Origin of the sequence: Paraburkholderia sp. BL9I2N2 (assembly GCF_004339745.1) — a bacterium.
Classification (GTDB): Bacteria; Pseudomonadota; Gammaproteobacteria; order Burkholderiales; family Burkholderiaceae; genus Paraburkholderia.
Window position 1 is genome coordinate 1,297,949 of record NZ_SMGP01000002.1, and the last position, 15,297, is coordinate 1,313,245.

16 protein-coding genes are annotated in these 15,297 nt (G+C 63.0%); 5 read left to right on the forward strand and 11 right to left on the reverse strand.

Annotation, left to right across the window (positions count from 1 at the left end):
- The first annotated feature begins 71 nt into the window (after positions 1-71).
- The 3 genes from B0G74_RS27710 (at position 72) to B0G74_RS27720 (ending at position 3,034) form a co-directional block, all read left to right on the forward strand.
- Positions 72-539 carry a universal stress protein gene (locus B0G74_RS27710; protein WP_132378273.1) on the forward strand — a complete coding sequence of 156 codons (468 nt, stop codon included), beginning with the start codon at positions 72-74 and terminating at the stop codon, positions 537-539.
- Between the two features lie 397 nt (positions 540-936).
- Positions 937-1,593, forward strand: coding sequence for a helix-turn-helix domain-containing protein (locus B0G74_RS27715; protein WP_132378275.1), 657 nt, complete (start codon positions 937-939; stop codon positions 1,591-1,593).
- Between the two features lie 130 nt (positions 1,594-1,723).
- Positions 1,724-3,034, forward strand: a complete 1,311-nt coding sequence (locus tag B0G74_RS27720) for an SUMF1/EgtB/PvdO family nonheme iron enzyme (protein ID WP_132378277.1) — start codon at positions 1,724-1,726, stop codon at positions 3,032-3,034.
- A 97-nt stretch (positions 3,035-3,131) separates the two neighbouring features.
- On the opposite strand, the gene B0G74_RS27725 is transcribed toward B0G74_RS27720, so the two are convergent.
- The 7 genes from B0G74_RS27725 to B0G74_RS27755 all read right to left on the reverse strand — a co-directional run bounded on the left by B0G74_RS27725 (position 3,132) and on the right by B0G74_RS27755 (position 10,216).
- Positions 3,132-3,494, reverse strand: a complete 363-nt coding sequence (locus B0G74_RS27725; RefSeq protein WP_132378279.1) for a DUF4387 domain-containing protein — start codon at positions 3,492-3,494, stop codon at positions 3,132-3,134.
- A 4-nt stretch (positions 3,495-3,498) separates the two neighbouring features.
- Positions 3,499-4,857, reverse strand: a complete 1,359-nt coding sequence (locus tag B0G74_RS27730) for an acyclic terpene utilization AtuA family protein (protein ID WP_132378281.1) — start codon at positions 4,855-4,857, stop codon at positions 3,499-3,501.
- Between the two features lie 49 nt (positions 4,858-4,906).
- A complete protein-coding gene (locus tag B0G74_RS27735; RefSeq protein ID WP_132378283.1) occupies positions 4,907-5,722 on the reverse strand; it encodes an N-acyl homoserine lactonase family protein in 816 nt (271 codons plus the stop codon).
- Complete coding sequence (locus B0G74_RS27740) at positions 5,723-7,108, reverse strand: MFS transporter (protein ID WP_132378285.1); 1,386 nt, start codon at positions 7,106-7,108, stop codon at positions 5,723-5,725.
- Positions 7,109-7,176: 68 nt separating this feature from the next.
- A complete protein-coding gene (locus B0G74_RS27745) occupies positions 7,177-8,178 on the reverse strand; it encodes a LysR family transcriptional regulator (RefSeq protein WP_342960625.1) in 1,002 nt (333 codons plus the stop codon).
- Positions 8,171-8,995, reverse strand: coding sequence for a CoA ester lyase (locus B0G74_RS27750; protein ID WP_132378287.1), 825 nt, complete (start codon positions 8,993-8,995; stop codon positions 8,171-8,173). Before B0G74_RS27750 ends, B0G74_RS27745 begins: the two co-directional genes overlap by 8 nt.
- Positions 8,996-9,025: 30 nt before the next feature.
- A complete protein-coding gene (locus B0G74_RS27755) occupies positions 9,026-10,216 on the reverse strand; it encodes a CaiB/BaiF CoA-transferase family protein (RefSeq protein ID WP_132378289.1) in 1,191 nt (396 codons plus the stop codon).
- Between the two features lie 332 nt (positions 10,217-10,548).
- Between B0G74_RS27755 and B0G74_RS27760 the strand changes: the two genes are divergently transcribed.
- The gene (locus B0G74_RS27760; RefSeq protein WP_132378291.1) at positions 10,549-11,322 is read left to right on the forward strand and encodes a carboxymuconolactone decarboxylase family protein; all 774 of its coding nucleotides are present in this window, start codon (positions 10,549-10,551) and stop codon (positions 11,320-11,322) included.
- Positions 11,323-11,410: 88 nt separating this feature from the next.
- Entirely contained in the window at positions 11,411-12,697 is a 1,287-nt protein-coding gene (locus B0G74_RS27765) for an MFS transporter (protein ID WP_132378293.1), read from the forward strand.
- A gap of 90 nt (positions 12,698-12,787) precedes the next feature.
- On the opposite strand, the gene B0G74_RS27770 is transcribed toward B0G74_RS27765, so the two are convergent.
- The 4 genes from B0G74_RS27770 to B0G74_RS27785 form a co-directional block, all read right to left on the reverse strand.
- Complete coding sequence (locus tag B0G74_RS27770) at positions 12,788-13,456, reverse strand: GntR family transcriptional regulator (protein WP_132378295.1); 669 nt, start codon at positions 13,454-13,456, stop codon at positions 12,788-12,790.
- 109 nt (positions 13,457-13,565) lie between these two features.
- The gene (locus tag B0G74_RS27775) at positions 13,566-14,288 is read right to left on the reverse strand and encodes a 2,3-diphosphoglycerate-dependent phosphoglycerate mutase (RefSeq protein WP_132378297.1); all 723 of its coding nucleotides are present in this window, start codon (positions 14,286-14,288) and stop codon (positions 13,566-13,568) included.
- Between the two features lie 13 nt (positions 14,289-14,301).
- Complete coding sequence (locus B0G74_RS27780; protein WP_132378299.1) at positions 14,302-14,517, reverse strand: hypothetical protein; 216 nt, start codon at positions 14,515-14,517, stop codon at positions 14,302-14,304.
- Positions 14,510-15,295, reverse strand: coding sequence for a carboxymuconolactone decarboxylase family protein (locus B0G74_RS27785; RefSeq protein WP_132378301.1), 786 nt, complete (start codon positions 15,293-15,295; stop codon positions 14,510-14,512). Before B0G74_RS27785 ends, B0G74_RS27780 begins: the two co-directional genes overlap by 8 nt.
- Positions 15,296-15,297: the final 2 nt, after the last annotated feature.

Sequence of the window (15,297 nt, forward strand, 5' to 3'; positions counted from 1 at the left end):
AATGAATCTTCATTGCGCCCAGCCGGTTGGAAACAGCTGCGGCATCCGGATCCTTCAGACGCGGAGTCGATATGTACACACGCATTCTTGTAGCGGTCGACGGCAGCAACACCTCCCGCCGTGCATTCGAAGCAGCGCTCGCGCTCGCCAAATCCAGCGGCGCGGTCTTGCAGCCGTTCTATGTCGTCGAAAACACGCCGATGTATTTCGAAGCGCCCGGCTACGACCCATCCGTCTTGCGCAACCGGCTCGTCGAAGAGGGCAAGGAACTCGGCGCCGAGTTCGCCAAGGCCATGACCGAGCAAGGCGTGAAGGGCGAGCTCGTGGTGGGCGAGGCATCCACGATCGACGATGTTTCGGTGGTCGTGCTCAAGGCCGCGGCTGACTTCAACGCCGATTTGCTGGTCATGGGCACACACGGACGGCGCGGTTTTCAGCGGCTGATTCTTGGCAGTGTCGCCGAGCGCTGCGTACGGCAAGCCACTTTGCCCGTGCTGTTGATCCCATCCGCCGCGGGCAAGTCCGCCGACGCGAATTGATGAACGCGGCGCGAGTGAGCAACGCGCGCTTTACATCGGCGGCAGGTGTTCCAGGTTGCCGATCTCCTTTTCGCCAAAGTGTGAGCAGGGTCTGCCTGCTCGCACTCCCTAGCAGTCCATAAACAAATTCACCGACGCCGGTGTGACACTGCTCAACGTGCCTGACTGCCTGAACGCGTCATTTTGCCGCGAAACGGGCAACGTGGCCGATGGGACAATCTGTCATTACCCTGACCACCGGCTGCTGAACATGCTCACTCCTATCGCTGTTACGCACTCCGCCGGCACTGCCGATTCCGTGGCCTCTGCCGCAAGTTCGTCGCCGGCGCGCGGCAGCCGTCGTGCGGCACCGCCACGGGCAAACGCGCGCTCCGCCGCGCGCTGTTCGAGCTGCGCAATGCGGCAGCTTTGCATGCCCCAAGGTTTGTCGCCCGACGAACTGATGAAACTCGAAACGCTCATCTGTTCCGCGCGCTCCGTTCAGCGCGGTGAAGCCCTGTATCGCAGCGGCGACCGCTTCGACAGTATTTACGCCGTGCGCTCCGGTTCGATGAAAACCGTCATGGCGCATCGTGACGGCCGCGAACAGGTCACCGGTTTGCGGCTCGCCGGCGAGGCGCTCGGCCTCGACGGCATCAGCGACGACGTGCATGCCTGCAGCGCGCTCGCCCTCGAAGACAGCACGGTTTGCATCGTCCCCTACACCGCGCTCAAGTCGCTGTGCCGCGAAATCAGTTCGATGCAGGAGCGCATGCACAAACTGCTGGGCGAGCAGATCGTCCGCGAAGCCGCGCAGATGATGGTGCTTGGGTCGCTCTCGGCGGACGAACGGGTCGCGGCATTCCTGCTCGACGTCTCCGAGCGCAACGCGCGGCGAGGTTATTCGTCGGCGGAATTCAATCTGCGCATGACGCGCGAGGACATGGGCAGCTACCTCGGCATGACCCTCGAAACCGTGAGCCGCACCCTGTCAAGATTTCAAAAGCGCGGCCTGATCGACACACACGGCAAGCACATCCGGATCGTCGATCTGGACGGCCTGCGGCAAGTCTAGGCCACTGACGGGAGCCCGGCCCACGCCGCCGCGCCTCCGCCCACTTCCTTTTTTACGCGCTTTCGTCTTGGCATGGCTCCTGCGAGCAGGTACAGTCTTTAGTCCCTCCCCCGCAAGGAGACCCGGCGAAATGAATCGCGACCCCGCCCCGCATCACCCGCTCGTCCAGCGGCTGATCGAAGCGCGTCAAGTGACTGACGCACTGTTTTCCATCGTCAAGCCCGAGTTTCTGTATGAACGGCCGATCCGTGAACGCCACCGGATCGTGTTTTACATCGGCCATCTGGAAGCTTTCGATCGTAATCTTTTCGATCAACGCCTGTGCGACCTGCCGGCGTTCGATCCGCACCTCGACCAGCTTTTTGCCTTCGGTATCGATCCCGTCGACGGCGGTTTTCCGACCGATCAACCCAGTGACTGGCCGTCGCTCGACGTCGTTCGCGACTACGGCTCGCGTGCTCGCGAGCAGATCGACCGCGAGCTCGACGCGCTGACGCACACCGCGCAACTCGGCCGCAACGGTGCGCAAGCCGATGCCTCCGAGCAGTTGCTGAACGTCGCGATCGAGCATCGGTTGATGCATGCCGAAACGCTGGCATACATGCTTCACCAGTTGCCGCTTGCGCAGAAGGTCACCGAATTGCGCGAGCCTGTCGTGACGCGTGCGGAACCGCGCGACGCGTTGTCGTCGATGGTCAGCGTACCGGCCGGCACAGCCGTGCTCGGCATGCCGCGCGACGGCGGCCGCTTCGGCTGGGACAATGAGTTCGGCGAATTGCATGTCGATGTGCCCGCCTTCGAGATCGATCGCCATATGGTGACGAACGGTGCATTCCGCCAGTTCATCGAGGCAGGCGGCTATCGCGAAGCGAAGTGGTGGTCGGAGAAGGATTGGGCGTGGAAGGAAGCCGAGCATATCGAGCATCCCGCGTGCTGGTCGCGGCACGATGCAGGCGGCGAACATGGCGCATGGACGTTGCGCACCATGTTCGACGAAGTCCCGCTGCCGCTCGACTGGCCCGTGTACGTGAGCCACGCCGAAGCCAGCGCCTACGCGCGCTGGGCAGGCAAAGTATTACCCACCGAGGCGCAGTGGCAACGTGCGGCACACGGCGCGCCGCACGCCGCGTCGGGTAATTTCGATTTTCGCAGCTGGGATCCGAAACCGGTCGACGTGCATCCGGATAACGTCAGCGCGTTCGGCGTGGAAGGACAATTCGGCAATGGCTGGGAGTGGACTTCGACGGTATTCGACGCGCTGCCCGGCTTCGAAGCCTTTCCGTTTTATCTCGGCTATTCAGCCAACTTTTTTGACGGCCAGCACTACGTGATCAAAGGCGGCTCGGCACGCACCGCGCAGTGCATGCTGCGGCCGGCTTTTCGCAATTGGTTTCAGCCGCATTATCAGTATGTGTATGCAGGGATTCGGTGTGTGAGGTGACGACGAATAAAGCATAAGTTCGATGCGCTTGTGATTCATCTCGCCGAGTGACACCGAGGCGATCTTCCCAACGCGCGCGCCGCGTGCGCAAAGAGTGTCAGTCCGCCTGCGCTGCCGGTGGAATGCGCACCCCAATCAACGGTTCATGCTGTTGAGCACCATACACGTCGCGATCGCCAGGCGCACCGGATGTGGGTCCGGTGCGGGGAATGGTGATCTTGATCGCGTTGGCGGCATCGAATGAAACGATGCTGACATCGCCCGCATCCACCTGATAGAGCGCGCTCACCAACTCAGGCGTCAGCACGTCGCTGTCGCGCACGCGGCGATATACGGCGGCATCTGGAAAGATCATGTCGAAGGTCAGGTACAGCGGGCCAGCGTTCTTGCTGCGCATCACTTCGGCGAGGTCGTAAACGGTGTCGCCGCGGGAAGGATCGAATACGTCGGTCAAATTCATCGCATCACCCGATCTGGGTCGTGGTTACGGGAAAGAGCGCGGCCGGGTCGGCAACCTGCATCACGTGATAAATCGTAAATTCGTACACGGGTCCGCCAACCAGATCCGATGGTGAAAACGGAAAGGCAAGGTTGCCGGCGGTCGCCTTGCGCCCCTTGAAATAGCCATGCAGGAACGAACTGCGCGCGAGCGAAAGCGCCATGTTCGCGAGTTCCTGCGTGGGTGCAATCGCCTCGATCACCATGCCGATTTCATGAGCGAGACGCGGCTCGCGCTGATCGACGCGTACGCCATTGCGGCCGTAGTAGATGAAGTTGAGCTCGTACTCGCCCGGCTTCATGTCGAGCGCGGTCAGACGCGCAACGTCGTCGCGCACCCGCGCTTCGACCTGATCGACCGCCGCGAGCAGGCGTGGATCGGTCATGCCCGCGATGGTGATCGTCCGGTAGCCGCGCAGCTTCACGCCTTCGAGCTTGATGCTCGGTGGCATCTCGACCAGCTTGCTGCCGGTCACCCGCACGCGGCGGTCGTCGAGCTTTTCGCTGTGCGTATGTTCGAGATCGACCAAACCTTCCGGCTCGTAAAAATGGTGCGGATCGGGCTGTTCGTACATCATGTGCGCGGCAACGGAAACAGGCGTCACGCCCCGCTCCGGGTTCATCGGCTCCAGTTCGAAGTGATCGCGGCGCAGCGTGCCGAGCAGGCAGTCGTTCGCGGCGAGCGGCACGGCGCATTGCGCGCCGCATTCGAGCAGCTTCGCCATATGAAACGCGAGGCCCATGTCGAAACCACGCCAGGCGGCAAGACTCGCGTAAATCGCGGTATCGCACGCTCGGCCGGCGATGACCACGTCGGCACCCGCCTCGAACGCGTTGACGAACGGATCGGTGCCCATCTGCGCGACGATGCGTGTGGCGTCGTCCACGGCCTGTTCGGTCAGTTCGGGCAGCACGCCCATCGATTTCACGCGGCCTTCGCGAATCGCCTGCTTGATGACGTTCTTGTCGATCTCCGCCGGAATCGTCGCCAGCTTGTAGCGCAAGCCGTCGCGTCGCGTGACTTCGTCGAGTACATCGAGAAACTCTTCCATATGCGGCTTGCCGCCCGCTGTGCCCGCTGTGCCGATCACGTAGGGCACGCCAGCGTCGCGCGCCGCTTTCAGCGACAACCCCAGATCGCGGCGCAACTGCTCGCGCTTGATGAGCGACTTGCCGCTCCCGAGATAGTACGGTCCCGGATCGGACGAGCCGTTGTCGGCGCCGATCACGTGCGGCTTGCGGGCGATGCCGTTACGCAGCGATGCTTCGGGAAAGCCATAGCCGAGATTGCCGGCCACGGCCATGATGCGCAGTTCGTCTTCCATAGTCGTTCTCTTGATGAGCGTTCGCGTGTTCAGGCGGCTTTATCGGTCGTTACCGGGCGATCTCGTTCGGCGCCACGTCGAGTCGCGCGACAATCCCTTCCAGTTCGCGCGTCGGCGCCGGATAGCGTTCAAGCACCTGCGGGTCGTGGCCAGGAATCACGTGCTGCTTCGAATCGGCGAGTCGATAGACGGTGTCGTACGCTTCGAGCATCGTGCAAACATCGCAAGCGTTCGAAAATGGCCGGCGATTTTCGATGTTGTCGTAGAAGTGCGAAGCATCGGACGCGACCACGACCCAACCGCGAGCGGTCTTCACGCGCACGACCTGCAAACCCGGCGTATGACCGCCGACCGGTTGCAACTGGATACCCGGCGCGAGATCGACTGGACCGTCGTGCATCACCACGCGTTGCGCAAAATTCATCTTCACCATCGCGGCGACATCGTCGGGCTCGTAGTGGTGGGCAAAATGCCGGTATTTCATATGACGCCCGGTGGCGAAATGCATCTCCGTTTCCTGAAGATGGAAACGCGCCGCCGGCAGCAGCGTGAAATTGCCGACATGGTCGTAGTGCAAATGCGTGATGACCACGTCGCTGACCGCATCGGGATCGACGCCGACGAGTCTGAGCGAATCGATCGGACAGCGCAGCACGCCACGCCCGCGCTTCGCGGCAACCTCGGCGTTGAAGCCGGTGTCGATCAGCACGGCGCGCTCACTGTTTCTCGCGACCCACACGTAGTAGTCGAGCGGCATCGCGCTCTGGTGATCGTCGTCGCCGCCAATGAAGTTGTCGCAGCGCCAGCCGTCCCGCCGTGCGTACTTGATCGCGAATAGTTCGTACGTATCCGATGCGTTGCTCATTTACATGCCTCCGATGTTGATGGGTTTTTCCACGCCGATGACGGTCTCCGGCGCGGTACTCGCCTGCACCTCCTCGAGCGTGCGCTTCCTTGTTTCGATGCCGAATATAGAGAGAATTACCACCAGCAGCGCGAACAGCGCGGCAATGAAGGTCACGACGCCGAGCAGTCCGGCCAGCGCATAGACGCTCGCCACCACGTACGGCACGCCAACGTTTACCGCACGTCCCGCCGCATTCGCGAGCCCCACGCCGCGCAGTCTCAGCCGTGTCGGGAAAAGCTCGGTGACGTAGCACGCAACACCCAGCGCGGACGTCACGTAGATGCATGTCGTCACACCGAAACCGACCAGCGCAATCGTCGCCGCGTGAGTGACATACGGGTACGCCATGCCGATCGCGGCGCCCAATGCCGAAAAGATCACGAGTCCCCACTTGCGGCCGATCCTGTCCGCGATCGCCATGCTGATCAACGAACCCGCGGGACCGCCCGCGAACATGGCCGACGTGATCAGCAGCGAGTGCGAAATATCGAAGCCCTGCTTGACGAGGAAGGTCGGCACCCACGCGACGAACGCGTACATCGCCGTGAACGAAATGCAGACCACCGCGATGCCGACCAGCGTGCGCGACATCTGTCGCGCCGCGAACAGATCGCGCAGCCGTCCCGGTTCTTCCTCCTGCGGCGCATTCGGAATCGGCGCATCGCGACGCACGCTTTGCGCCTCGATCCGCTCGACCACTTCGCGAGCCTCCTGATGCCGCCCGACCGCCGCGAGCCAACGCGGCGATTCCGGCATCGACTTGCGCAGATACCAGATCACGAGCGCGCCGATGCCCGGTATCGCGAACATCCAGCGCCAGCCGAAGTGCGGAATGATCAGGAACGCGCATGCGGACGAGACCAGCACCGACGAGTTCGTAATCAGATTCAGCAACGACGAGAAGCGGCCCCGCGCATGCGCCGGTGTGAATTCGTTCAGCGTGCTGTAGCCGACGACGATTTCCGCGCCCAGCCCGATACCCATGATGAAACGGAGCACGATCAGCCACGTCATCGAAGGCGCGAGCGCCGCGGCAATCGACGTCACGCCGAAGATGAGCAGATTGAACTGGTAGGAGAAGCGCCGCCCGAAGCGATCGCCGATCACGCCCGCGCCCCACGCGCCGAGTGTGAGTCCCGCAAAGCTCATCGAAATGAACAGCGCGTTCATATGCATGTCCGACAGGCCCTGTTGCACCAGCGCGCCGAGCACGCTGCCCGCGAGGAAATTGTCGAATGCATCGAAGAACATGCCGCCGCCGATCAGGCCCAGCAGACGCCAGTGAAACGGTCCGGTCTCGAGCGCGTCGAGCCGTTGTGCCACGTTTGCTCCATAAGCCGGCATGGTCTGTCTCCTATGTTGTCGGTCGCTGCGAGCGCCTTTGAAACTGCCTTTCCCGCACTCTCCCGCGTTCAGGCGAACGCCATCTGCGCGGCGTAGAACATTGCTTCGATCAACGGCTCCTCGCGCCGCCGCGCGAGGCTGATGAACGACAGCGGAATCTCGATCGGCACTTCGCGCGAGATCGCCGCTCCGTACTTCTGCGCTTCGTCGATTGCGACGGACTCGCGCGCGAGCGAGAGCCCGACGCCCGCACGCACCAGTTCGATCATCGACGCTTCGAGATCGACCTCCGCCACCACCTGCGGCTTCGCGCCGACCGAGTCGAATGCGCTCGTGAGCAGCCGGTTATGCATCGACGACGACGGCGTCCAGATCCACGGCAGTTCGGCAAGTCCGGCCCAGCCGAGTCCGTTGATGCGCTCCTGCCAGCCTTTCGGCGCAATGACGCAATAAGTGATCGGCATCAGCGCCACTGCGTGCAGCTCGACGCCGTCGCTTTCAGCCGGCGTGCCGAGGTAGAAGCCGACGTCGAGCGCGCCGTTGGCGAGCCGTTCGATCACGTGCCCCGTCATCGAATGACGTAGACGGGTGCGCACTTCCGGATAGCGATTCGCCATGTATTGCAGGATCGCGCCCAGACGAATCGTCTGTGGATTGAGAATCGTGCCGATCGACACGGTGCCCGACAGGATGCTGACGAGGTTGTCCGCGGCCACTTCGAAGCTGCCGATCGATTCGAGAATCTGCTCGGCGTACGGCAGCAGCTTGAGGCCGTCAGGGGTGAGCGCCAGGCCGCGCGGCGAGCGCACCAGCAGACGCAGCTTCAACTGGTCCTGCAGGCTCTTCAGTTGCAGGCTGACGGCAGGCTGCGTCAGATTGAGCAGCTTCGCCGCCTTGGTCAGACTGCCTTCGTGCGCCACAGTGACGAACGCGCGGATATGCTGCAGATCGTTGATGCTCCGGCTCGACGGCTTACCGGGAAATAGCTTCGAGAGGTTCATCGGCAGGCCAACAATAGGCCGCAAATGCGGCACGGTCAGCGCGCCTGAGTTCAGTGCCTGCTCACGCATGGCCGGCCGCCTCCAGAATGCGGCGCGCTTGCGCGAGCACCGGCGCATCGACGAGCTTGCCGTCGACCGCCACCGCTGCGCCGCTCTGAGCGACTTCGCAGACCCGCGTCGCCCATTGCACCTCGCGCGGCGCCGGACCGAGCCCGGCGGTGACCGGCGCGATCTGCTTCGGATGCACGCACAGCTTGGCCCCGAAACCGAAGGCGCGAGCGCGTTGCACTTCAGCGACGAGCGCGGTGGAATCGTCGAGATTCGTGCAGACGCCGTCCACGGCCGGCAGCAATCCTGCCAGGCGCGTAAACAGCAGGATCTGCGAGCGATAGTAATGCAATGGCTCACCAATTTCATTCGCGCCAAGGTCGAGCGCCAGATCGACGGTGCCGAGCATGAGGCGGGCGACGTTGGGCGCACGCGCCAGTTCGGCGAGACGGTCGAAGCCCGCCGCGGTTTCCATCAGCAGATGCAGCGCCCAGCGCGGCTCCATCGATGCGATGCGGGCGATCTCGTCCGCGTGCTCCGCTTTCGGAATCACGATGCCGTCGAGGTCAAGCCCGGCACATGCGGCCAGATCGGCGTCGTACCACGGCGTACCGTGGCTATTGATGCGGACCAGCAACTGCACCTTCAACGCACGCGCGGTGTCCGCCAACGCCGGCAACGTGTTCGCGAGCGAGGTCCGCGCGTCGCCCTTGCGCGCGGGTGCGACCGCGTCCTCGAGATCGACGATCACGGCGCCGGCGCCCGCGCGCGCGGCTTTGTCAAAGCGCTCGGAACGCGTCGCGGGTGCGAACAGATAGGTGCGAAGGAAGCGGGACATGAGAGCCGTCGGTAATGGTGAGTTCGATCGCTAGATCACGCCGGCCGCGCGCAACGCGGCAAGGTCCGAGCCGGTGCAACCAAGCAACTCGCCGAATACGTCCTCGTTATGGCTACCGAGCGCCGTTCCGAGCCATTCGATGTCGCCGGGCGTTTCCGATAAACGCGGAATCACATTCGGCACCGCCACGTCGCCTGCCCGCGACGGCATCGTCCGGATATTGCCGCGCGCCTGATATTGCGGATCGTCGAAAATGTCGGCGACGCTATATAGGAGGCTCGCCGGCACCGAGCCCTCGTCGCACAAACGCAGCACTTCGTCGTGGTCGCGCGCGCCGACCCATTCCTGCACAGTTGCATTGACTTCATCGATCGCGGCGATGCGCGCCGACGCGCGGCCCCAGCGGTCGTCGTCCGCGAGTTCAGGTTGCTGAAGCACGTGCGCGAAGCGGCGGAAAATCTTGTCGTTGGTGCATGCAATGGCGACCCAGCGCTCGTTGCGTGTGCGGTAATGCGCATGCGGCGCGACGTTCACTGCGTTCGCCCCCATCCGCTCGCGCACCTTGCCGAACATCTGGTACGCAGGGACCATCTCGTCGAGAACACGGAACATCGGCTCGTAGAGCGCAAGATCGACACATTGACCGCAACCGGTGCGCTCGCGTGCCTGCAACGCGATCAACGCGCCCACCGCCGCATACATGCCCGAGCCGTAGTCGGCGAGCGACGTCGAGCCGGGCGTGACTGGAATCCGGCCCGGCTCGCCGGCCAGATAGGCGAGCCCCGAAAACGCATGCGCGACCCGTGCGAACCCTGGTTTGCCGCGACTCGGCCCATCCTGTCCGTAGGCGGAGATCCGCACGAGAATCGTGCGCGGATTGCGCTTGTGCAGCGATTCGAAGTCGAGGCCCCACTTCTCGATCACGCCCGGCCGGAAATTCTCCACGACGATGTCGCAACTCGCCGCCAGATCGCGAAGCATCTGCTGGCCGCGCTGGTCGGCAAGATTGAGCGTCACGCACTTCTTGTTGCGGCTCTCGGTGAGCCACATCAGCGTGTCGCCGCAATCCGTCCCGGTGCCGAACCGGCGCAGCGAATCGCCGGTTTCAGGCGGCTCAACCTTGATCACTTCCGCGCCGAACTCGGCAAGGATCGTCGCACAGAACGGCCCGGCCACGAAGGTTCCCAGATCGAGCACTCGCAAGCCTTCCAGCGCTTTCATGCGGATTCCCATTGCAGTTGTCGTGAGTGAATGCTCGGCGCGGCGACCGTCAGCGTCCATTGAAATGTGCAAAAGGGATGTATAAGCAGCGCTTAATAATGCGTCGCGTCATAACCGCGAGAACCGGGGAGTCGGCTCGTGGTAAAGGCGTTGGGAGGCTTTGGCCATGGCGGCTGCGCTGCAAAGCAACAACTCATTCCAGGGCATGCATCGGTTTGCGGTTCCGCCGGGCCGCTCATAAGATAAGCAGCACCTCCTGCGCGTTTCTGCTTGATTGCCGTCATGGCCAGAGATCTCGCGCGGAGCCGTTCACACATCATTTCGGATACCCAATGACTTCGTCGTCACTCAGGAAACAGATCGCATCGTTCGTCGCCGATGGCGGCACATGGCCCGCGTCGCTCGATCCGCTGATCGAAATCAGTCCCGCCTTCGTCGACGCGTATCTCGCGTTTGCGGGCTGCGCCTATCGCAATGGTCCGCTCGAGCCGAAAGTGAAGGCGCTGGTAAGTTTCGCTCTCGAAGCATCGGTCACGCATCTGAACGCCAGCGGCGTGCGGCGCTTTTGCCGCGAAGCGCTGCGCCTCGGCGCGACTCGCGACGAACTGCTGGAGACGCTGGAACTCATCAGCGTAATCGGCGTTCATGCATGCGTGATCGGCATGCCGGTGCTGGAAGAAAAAGTCGCCGGCGATCCGCGCAATGCAATCGATGCGCGTCACGCCGATCCGCGGCGCCAGGCGATCAAGCGCGAGTTCACGGAGAAACGTGGCTACTGGAGCGCGATCTGGGACGGCACGCTCGCGCTCGATCCGGATTTCTTCGAAGCGTTCACGACGTTCTCGTCGGTTCCCTGGGTACACGGCAAGCTTGCGCCAAAGGTGAAGGAGTTCATGTACATCGCCGTCGACGTGTCGGTGACGCACCAATACGTGCCCGGCACGCATGTGCACATCGAGAACGCGCTGAAGTATGGCGCTACGCCAGCCGAGATTCTCGAAGTCATGCAACTGGCGAGCACGATGGGCATGGCGAGCTTCGAACTGGCGCTACCCATCGTGCTGGACGAAATCGCGGCGCTGGAGAAGCAGGCGGCCGTTTCCTGACCGGCAGTTTCCTGACCGGCAGTTTCCTGATATCACACAGCCGGATCGCCAACTACTACTACGACGTCACAGACGGAGGAGACACACGATGGACACCGCACTCGACACGGCACGAATCGGCAAGTCACGCTGGCTGCGTGTGGGCCTGATCGTATTCATCAGTTACCTGGTTGCGTTCGCGGATCGCACCAACATCGGCGTGGCCGCGCCGCAGATGGCGCGCGACCTGCAACTCGGCACCACGATTACCGGCGCGCTGCTGGGGGCGTTTTTCTGGGGCTACCTCGTCACGCAGATTCCCGGCGGCTGGCTCTCGACGCGTATTGGGCCACGCCGCGTGATCGCCGTATCGATGCTCATCACGGGCGTGATGGCGTGCCTGACCGGGATGGTGCACACGCTGCCCGCGTTGATCACTGTTCGCGTCATCATGGGGCTCGCCGAAGGCGTGATATGGCCGTCGTTTTCGGTCATCTTCGTGCGCTGGTTCCCGGCGCGCGAACGGGCGCGCGGCATCGCATTCGCGCAATATGCGCTGCCGCTGTCGTCAGTGGTCATGGCACCGCTCGCGGGCTGGATGATCGACGTGTTTCACTGGAAGACGATGTTCATCCTGCAAGGTTTGCCGGCCATCGGGATGGCGGTGCTCGTGTGGCTATTCGTCTCGGACGACCCTGCCACAGACCGCTGGCTGTCCACGTCCGAGCGCGATTTCATCACGCAGCAGCGTCTTGCCGGCACCGGCGCCGACGACAGTTTTGGCAGTGTGCTGAAGCAGTCCACCGTCTGGTTGCTGGCAGTCGTCGCGCTCTCCTGGATCATGGTGATCTTCAGTTTCGGCCTGTGGATGCCCAGTCTCATCAAGCAGTACTTCGCCCACGGCTATGCCGCAGTTGGCTGGCTCACCGCGCTGCCGTCGCTATTCGGAGCGTTTTCGATGTTCATCAACTCGTGGTTATCCGACCGGCCGTCATCTCTCTCGCGAGGTTGGTTCGTCGCCGTACCGCTGGTGGTCGCGGGCGCGGCGCTGCTGGCGCAGCACTATATCGACGGCGGCCTGGTGTTCACGATGATCATGTTCTGCATCGCCGGCGCGGGGCTGTTCTCGCCGAGCGGCACATGGTGGGCCTGGGTGATCAGCAAAGTGCCGCGTAATCAGGCCGCGCCTTCGATCGCCCTGATCAACATGTTCGCGAGTTTCGGTGGCGTGGTCGGGCCGCTTGTCGTCGGCTTCTATGCACGCGGCGGCAATCTGTCCAGCAGCTTCTATATTCTCGGATATTTTCTGTTTGCGGCGGCGATCGTCGTTACGTATCTGATCCGGCGCACGCCTTTGCGCGACGTGACGTCCGCGGAGACGGTCCTGCTACATTGAAGACTCCGGAGTCGAGATGGCTTGCGTGTTCGCCTCCCGTCGTCAATGTGAGATGGCGCCCTTGCCGGAGAAGGCATGGTCGCCCACCGACTACTCCGCCTTATCCAGCATCCGTAGCGCCGCCTTCTCGGCATTGGCGACATGCAAGCGTGCAAGGTTCTGCGCGGCCTCGCCGTCTCTTGCCTTCAAGGCCTTATAAAGACGGTCGATTTCGCGCAAGCTGTTCGGCAGCCGCTCCGGATGCATCAGCGAAGTGGAGCGCAACAGATTGATGCGCGAATAGAGACTATTGAGGATTTCCTGGATTAGCGCGTTGCCGCAGTTCTCCAGCAGCAAATCATAGAGCGCGGTTTTCGCGCGTAGCACGCCTTTCTGGTTTTGCGCCGTTGCCTCGGCGCGCAGTTCCTTCGCGACCTCGCCAAAGCGAGCAACGGCGTCGTCGCTGGCAAGGCGGGCGAACTCATGGGCGGCAAAACCTTCGAGTAGCCCTCGCAACGCATACAACTCGACGGCCTCTTCTTTTGACATCACCGCGACGACGGGGCCTTTGTGCGGGACGCTGCGTACCAGCTTTTCTGCCTCGAGCTTGCGCAGCGCTTCGCGCACGGACGTCCGGCTTACACCGAGCGTCTCGCACAACTCGCGCTCGATCAGGCGCGCACCCGGCGCGAAACGCCCGCTTACGATAGCCTGGCGCAGCACGTTTTCCACCTGATGCCGCAGCGTCTCAGGTCTGATCACGTCCATGTCTGTTGACATTATTGTATTCCCGTCCGACAAGATCCAGCCTCCATGATACGTGAGCGGGCATCGTTGCAGGCAGCTTTTGACTCGCACCGCGCGTAAAAATGGCGAGCCAGCGCGGGTTTCAGCGGCGGGCCGGCAGAGCTGCTAGCGGCACGCGGGAAGTGACGCGAAGCGTTGCGTCGAAAGTCATGACCAACGGTTCCGCATGCGCGACTTCAACCGAGGCGATTGCGTCGTCGCCGATGCCGTCGAGTTGCTTGAAGAGCGCGCGCAACGAGTTGCCATGCCCCACCATCAGTACCGACTGTCCGCGCGTCAGTGCAGGAGCAACGCAGTCGTCCCACAGCGGCAGCACACGCCGCAATGTGTCGCGCAAGCTTTCGGTGCGCGGCAGCGCATCGACGCTGGGCATGGCATCGTCATGTAACGCGTGCACCAATGCCGCGTGCAGGTCCGCATCGAGCGCCGGCGGCGCAAGGTCGAAGCCGCGCCGCCATTGCCGCACACGGTCCGCACCGTAGGCGAGCGCGGCCACGTCTTTTTCCATGCCCGTCAACGCGCCATAGTGGCGATCGTTCAGCCGCCACGAGCGCACGGTTTCAGGCTGTGACTGGTCGAGGGTGCGCAGCACGTGCGCGAGGGTATCGGTGGCACGCGACAACGCCGACGTCACCGCCAGATCGAAACGGAAACCCGCTTCACGCAAACGCTCGCCGACGCGCCGGGCATCGGCCTCCCCTTGATCCGATAGACCGACATCGCTCCAGCCGGTGAAGCGATTGGCACGATTCCAGACCGACTGCCCGTGACGCAGCACGACAAGCGTGGCCGATTGTGAGGTCATATCGACGGACACGCTAGTTGTAGCCAAGAATCGCGACAGCGAGCACGTGCGCATGCTCGCTTTCGTTCGACGCGAGTACCGAAAGCGGCGCCGACTGCATCGCGCGCCACGCCGAATGTGGCGCACCGGTCCGCGCGTTGCGCTGCACAGACCAGGCGTTTGACGCAGCCTGCTCGCGCGCCGCCGGATAGACAGAAAACACAGACGCGCGTCTCGCTGGATTATGCATGCGCGTTCCCCGCCGCCGCGTTGCGCGCGAGAGCGGCTTCCAGCAGCGGCGCGCCCAATTCCGCGCCGTGAATCCCCGTCACGCTGACGATTTCCAACAACTCCATCAGTTCCTCGGCGCTCGCGCCGTAGCGCAGCGCGTTGCGCATGTGCAGCTTCAGGCCCGGCACGTAGAGATGCGTAGCGGACGCGTCGAATGCGCAGTACATGAACTCCTTGATTTTCGGGCTCAGCACGCCGGTGCGCCACGGCACCGAAGAAAACTCGACATACGCTTCGAAAAGATCCGGATCCAGTTCGAGGAGACCTTCCCATGTCGGATGCCAGTAGCCGCGGTTTGTCTCGAACTCGGCTTTCAGTTTTTGCCTGCGCTCATCGGGTTGAGGCGCGCCGTGACGCAAACCTTCTTCTTCGAGTACTTCGAGCAGTACCGGCACGCCGACATTACTGGTGTGAATGCCGATCGTGCTGATCAACTCCAGCACTTCGATCAACTCGTCGCGGGTCGCACCGAACGACAACGCCCGTTCGATATGGCGCGCGACGCCCGGCGCATACAGTTGCGTCGCGCATGCGTCGGCGGCGAGCGCGATGAACGCGCGCGTCTTGTCGTCGAGATGATTCCTGCGCCGCGGCACGCCCGCGAACTTCAGGTAGGCGTCGACGAAACGCGGGTCGAGGCGCACGAGGCTGTCCCATTCGGGACTCGCCTTGCCGTGCAGGTCGACGAGTTCGTCGCGAAGGCGCGACAGATCCGGCTGCGGCATAGTCTGGGTCATGA

Excerpts from the sequence above, each read along its gene's own strand:
- B0G74_RS27740 (WP_132378285.1), bottom strand. The coding sequence starts at position 7,108 with ATGCCGGCTTATGGAGCAAACGTGGCACAACGGCTCGACGCGCTCGAG.
- B0G74_RS27780 (WP_132378299.1), bottom strand. The coding sequence starts at position 14,517 with ATGCATAATCCAGCGAGACGCGCGTCTGTGTTTTCTGTCTATCCGGCG.
- B0G74_RS27725 (WP_132378279.1), bottom strand. The coding sequence starts at position 3,494 with ATGAATTTGACCGACGTATTCGATCCTTCCCGCGGCGACACCGTTTAC.
- B0G74_RS27745 (WP_342960625.1), bottom strand. The coding sequence starts at position 8,178 with ATGCGTGAGCAGGCACTGAACTCAGGCGCGCTGACCGTGCCGCATTTG.
- B0G74_RS27715 (WP_132378275.1), top strand. The coding sequence starts at position 937 with ATGCGGCAGCTTTGCATGCCCCAAGGTTTGTCGCCCGACGAACTGATG.
- B0G74_RS27710 (WP_132378273.1), top strand. The coding sequence starts at position 72 with ATGTACACACGCATTCTTGTAGCGGTCGACGGCAGCAACACCTCCCGC.
- B0G74_RS27775 (WP_132378297.1), bottom strand. The coding sequence starts at position 14,288 with ATGACCTCACAATCGGCCACGCTTGTCGTGCTGCGTCACGGGCAGTCG.
- B0G74_RS27730 (WP_132378281.1), bottom strand. The coding sequence starts at position 4,857 with ATGGAAGACGAACTGCGCATCATGGCCGTGGCCGGCAATCTCGGCTAT.
- B0G74_RS27770 (WP_132378295.1), bottom strand. The coding sequence starts at position 13,456 with ATGTCAACAGACATGGACGTGATCAGACCTGAGACGCTGCGGCATCAG.
- B0G74_RS27720 (WP_132378277.1), top strand. The coding sequence starts at position 1,724 with ATGAATCGCGACCCCGCCCCGCATCACCCGCTCGTCCAGCGGCTGATC.
- B0G74_RS27735 (WP_132378283.1), bottom strand. The coding sequence starts at position 5,722 with ATGAGCAACGCATCGGATACGTACGAACTATTCGCGATCAAGTACGCA.
- B0G74_RS27765 (WP_132378293.1), top strand. The coding sequence starts at position 11,411 with ATGGACACCGCACTCGACACGGCACGAATCGGCAAGTCACGCTGGCTG.
- B0G74_RS27755 (WP_132378289.1), bottom strand. The coding sequence starts at position 10,216 with ATGAAAGCGCTGGAAGGCTTGCGAGTGCTCGATCTGGGAACCTTCGTG.
- B0G74_RS27785 (WP_132378301.1), bottom strand. The coding sequence starts at position 15,295 with ATGACCCAGACTATGCCGCAGCCGGATCTGTCGCGCCTTCGCGACGAA.
- B0G74_RS27760 (WP_132378291.1), top strand. The coding sequence starts at position 10,549 with ATGACTTCGTCGTCACTCAGGAAACAGATCGCATCGTTCGTCGCCGAT.
- B0G74_RS27750 (WP_132378287.1), bottom strand. The coding sequence starts at position 8,995 with ATGTCCCGCTTCCTTCGCACCTATCTGTTCGCACCCGCGACGCGTTCC.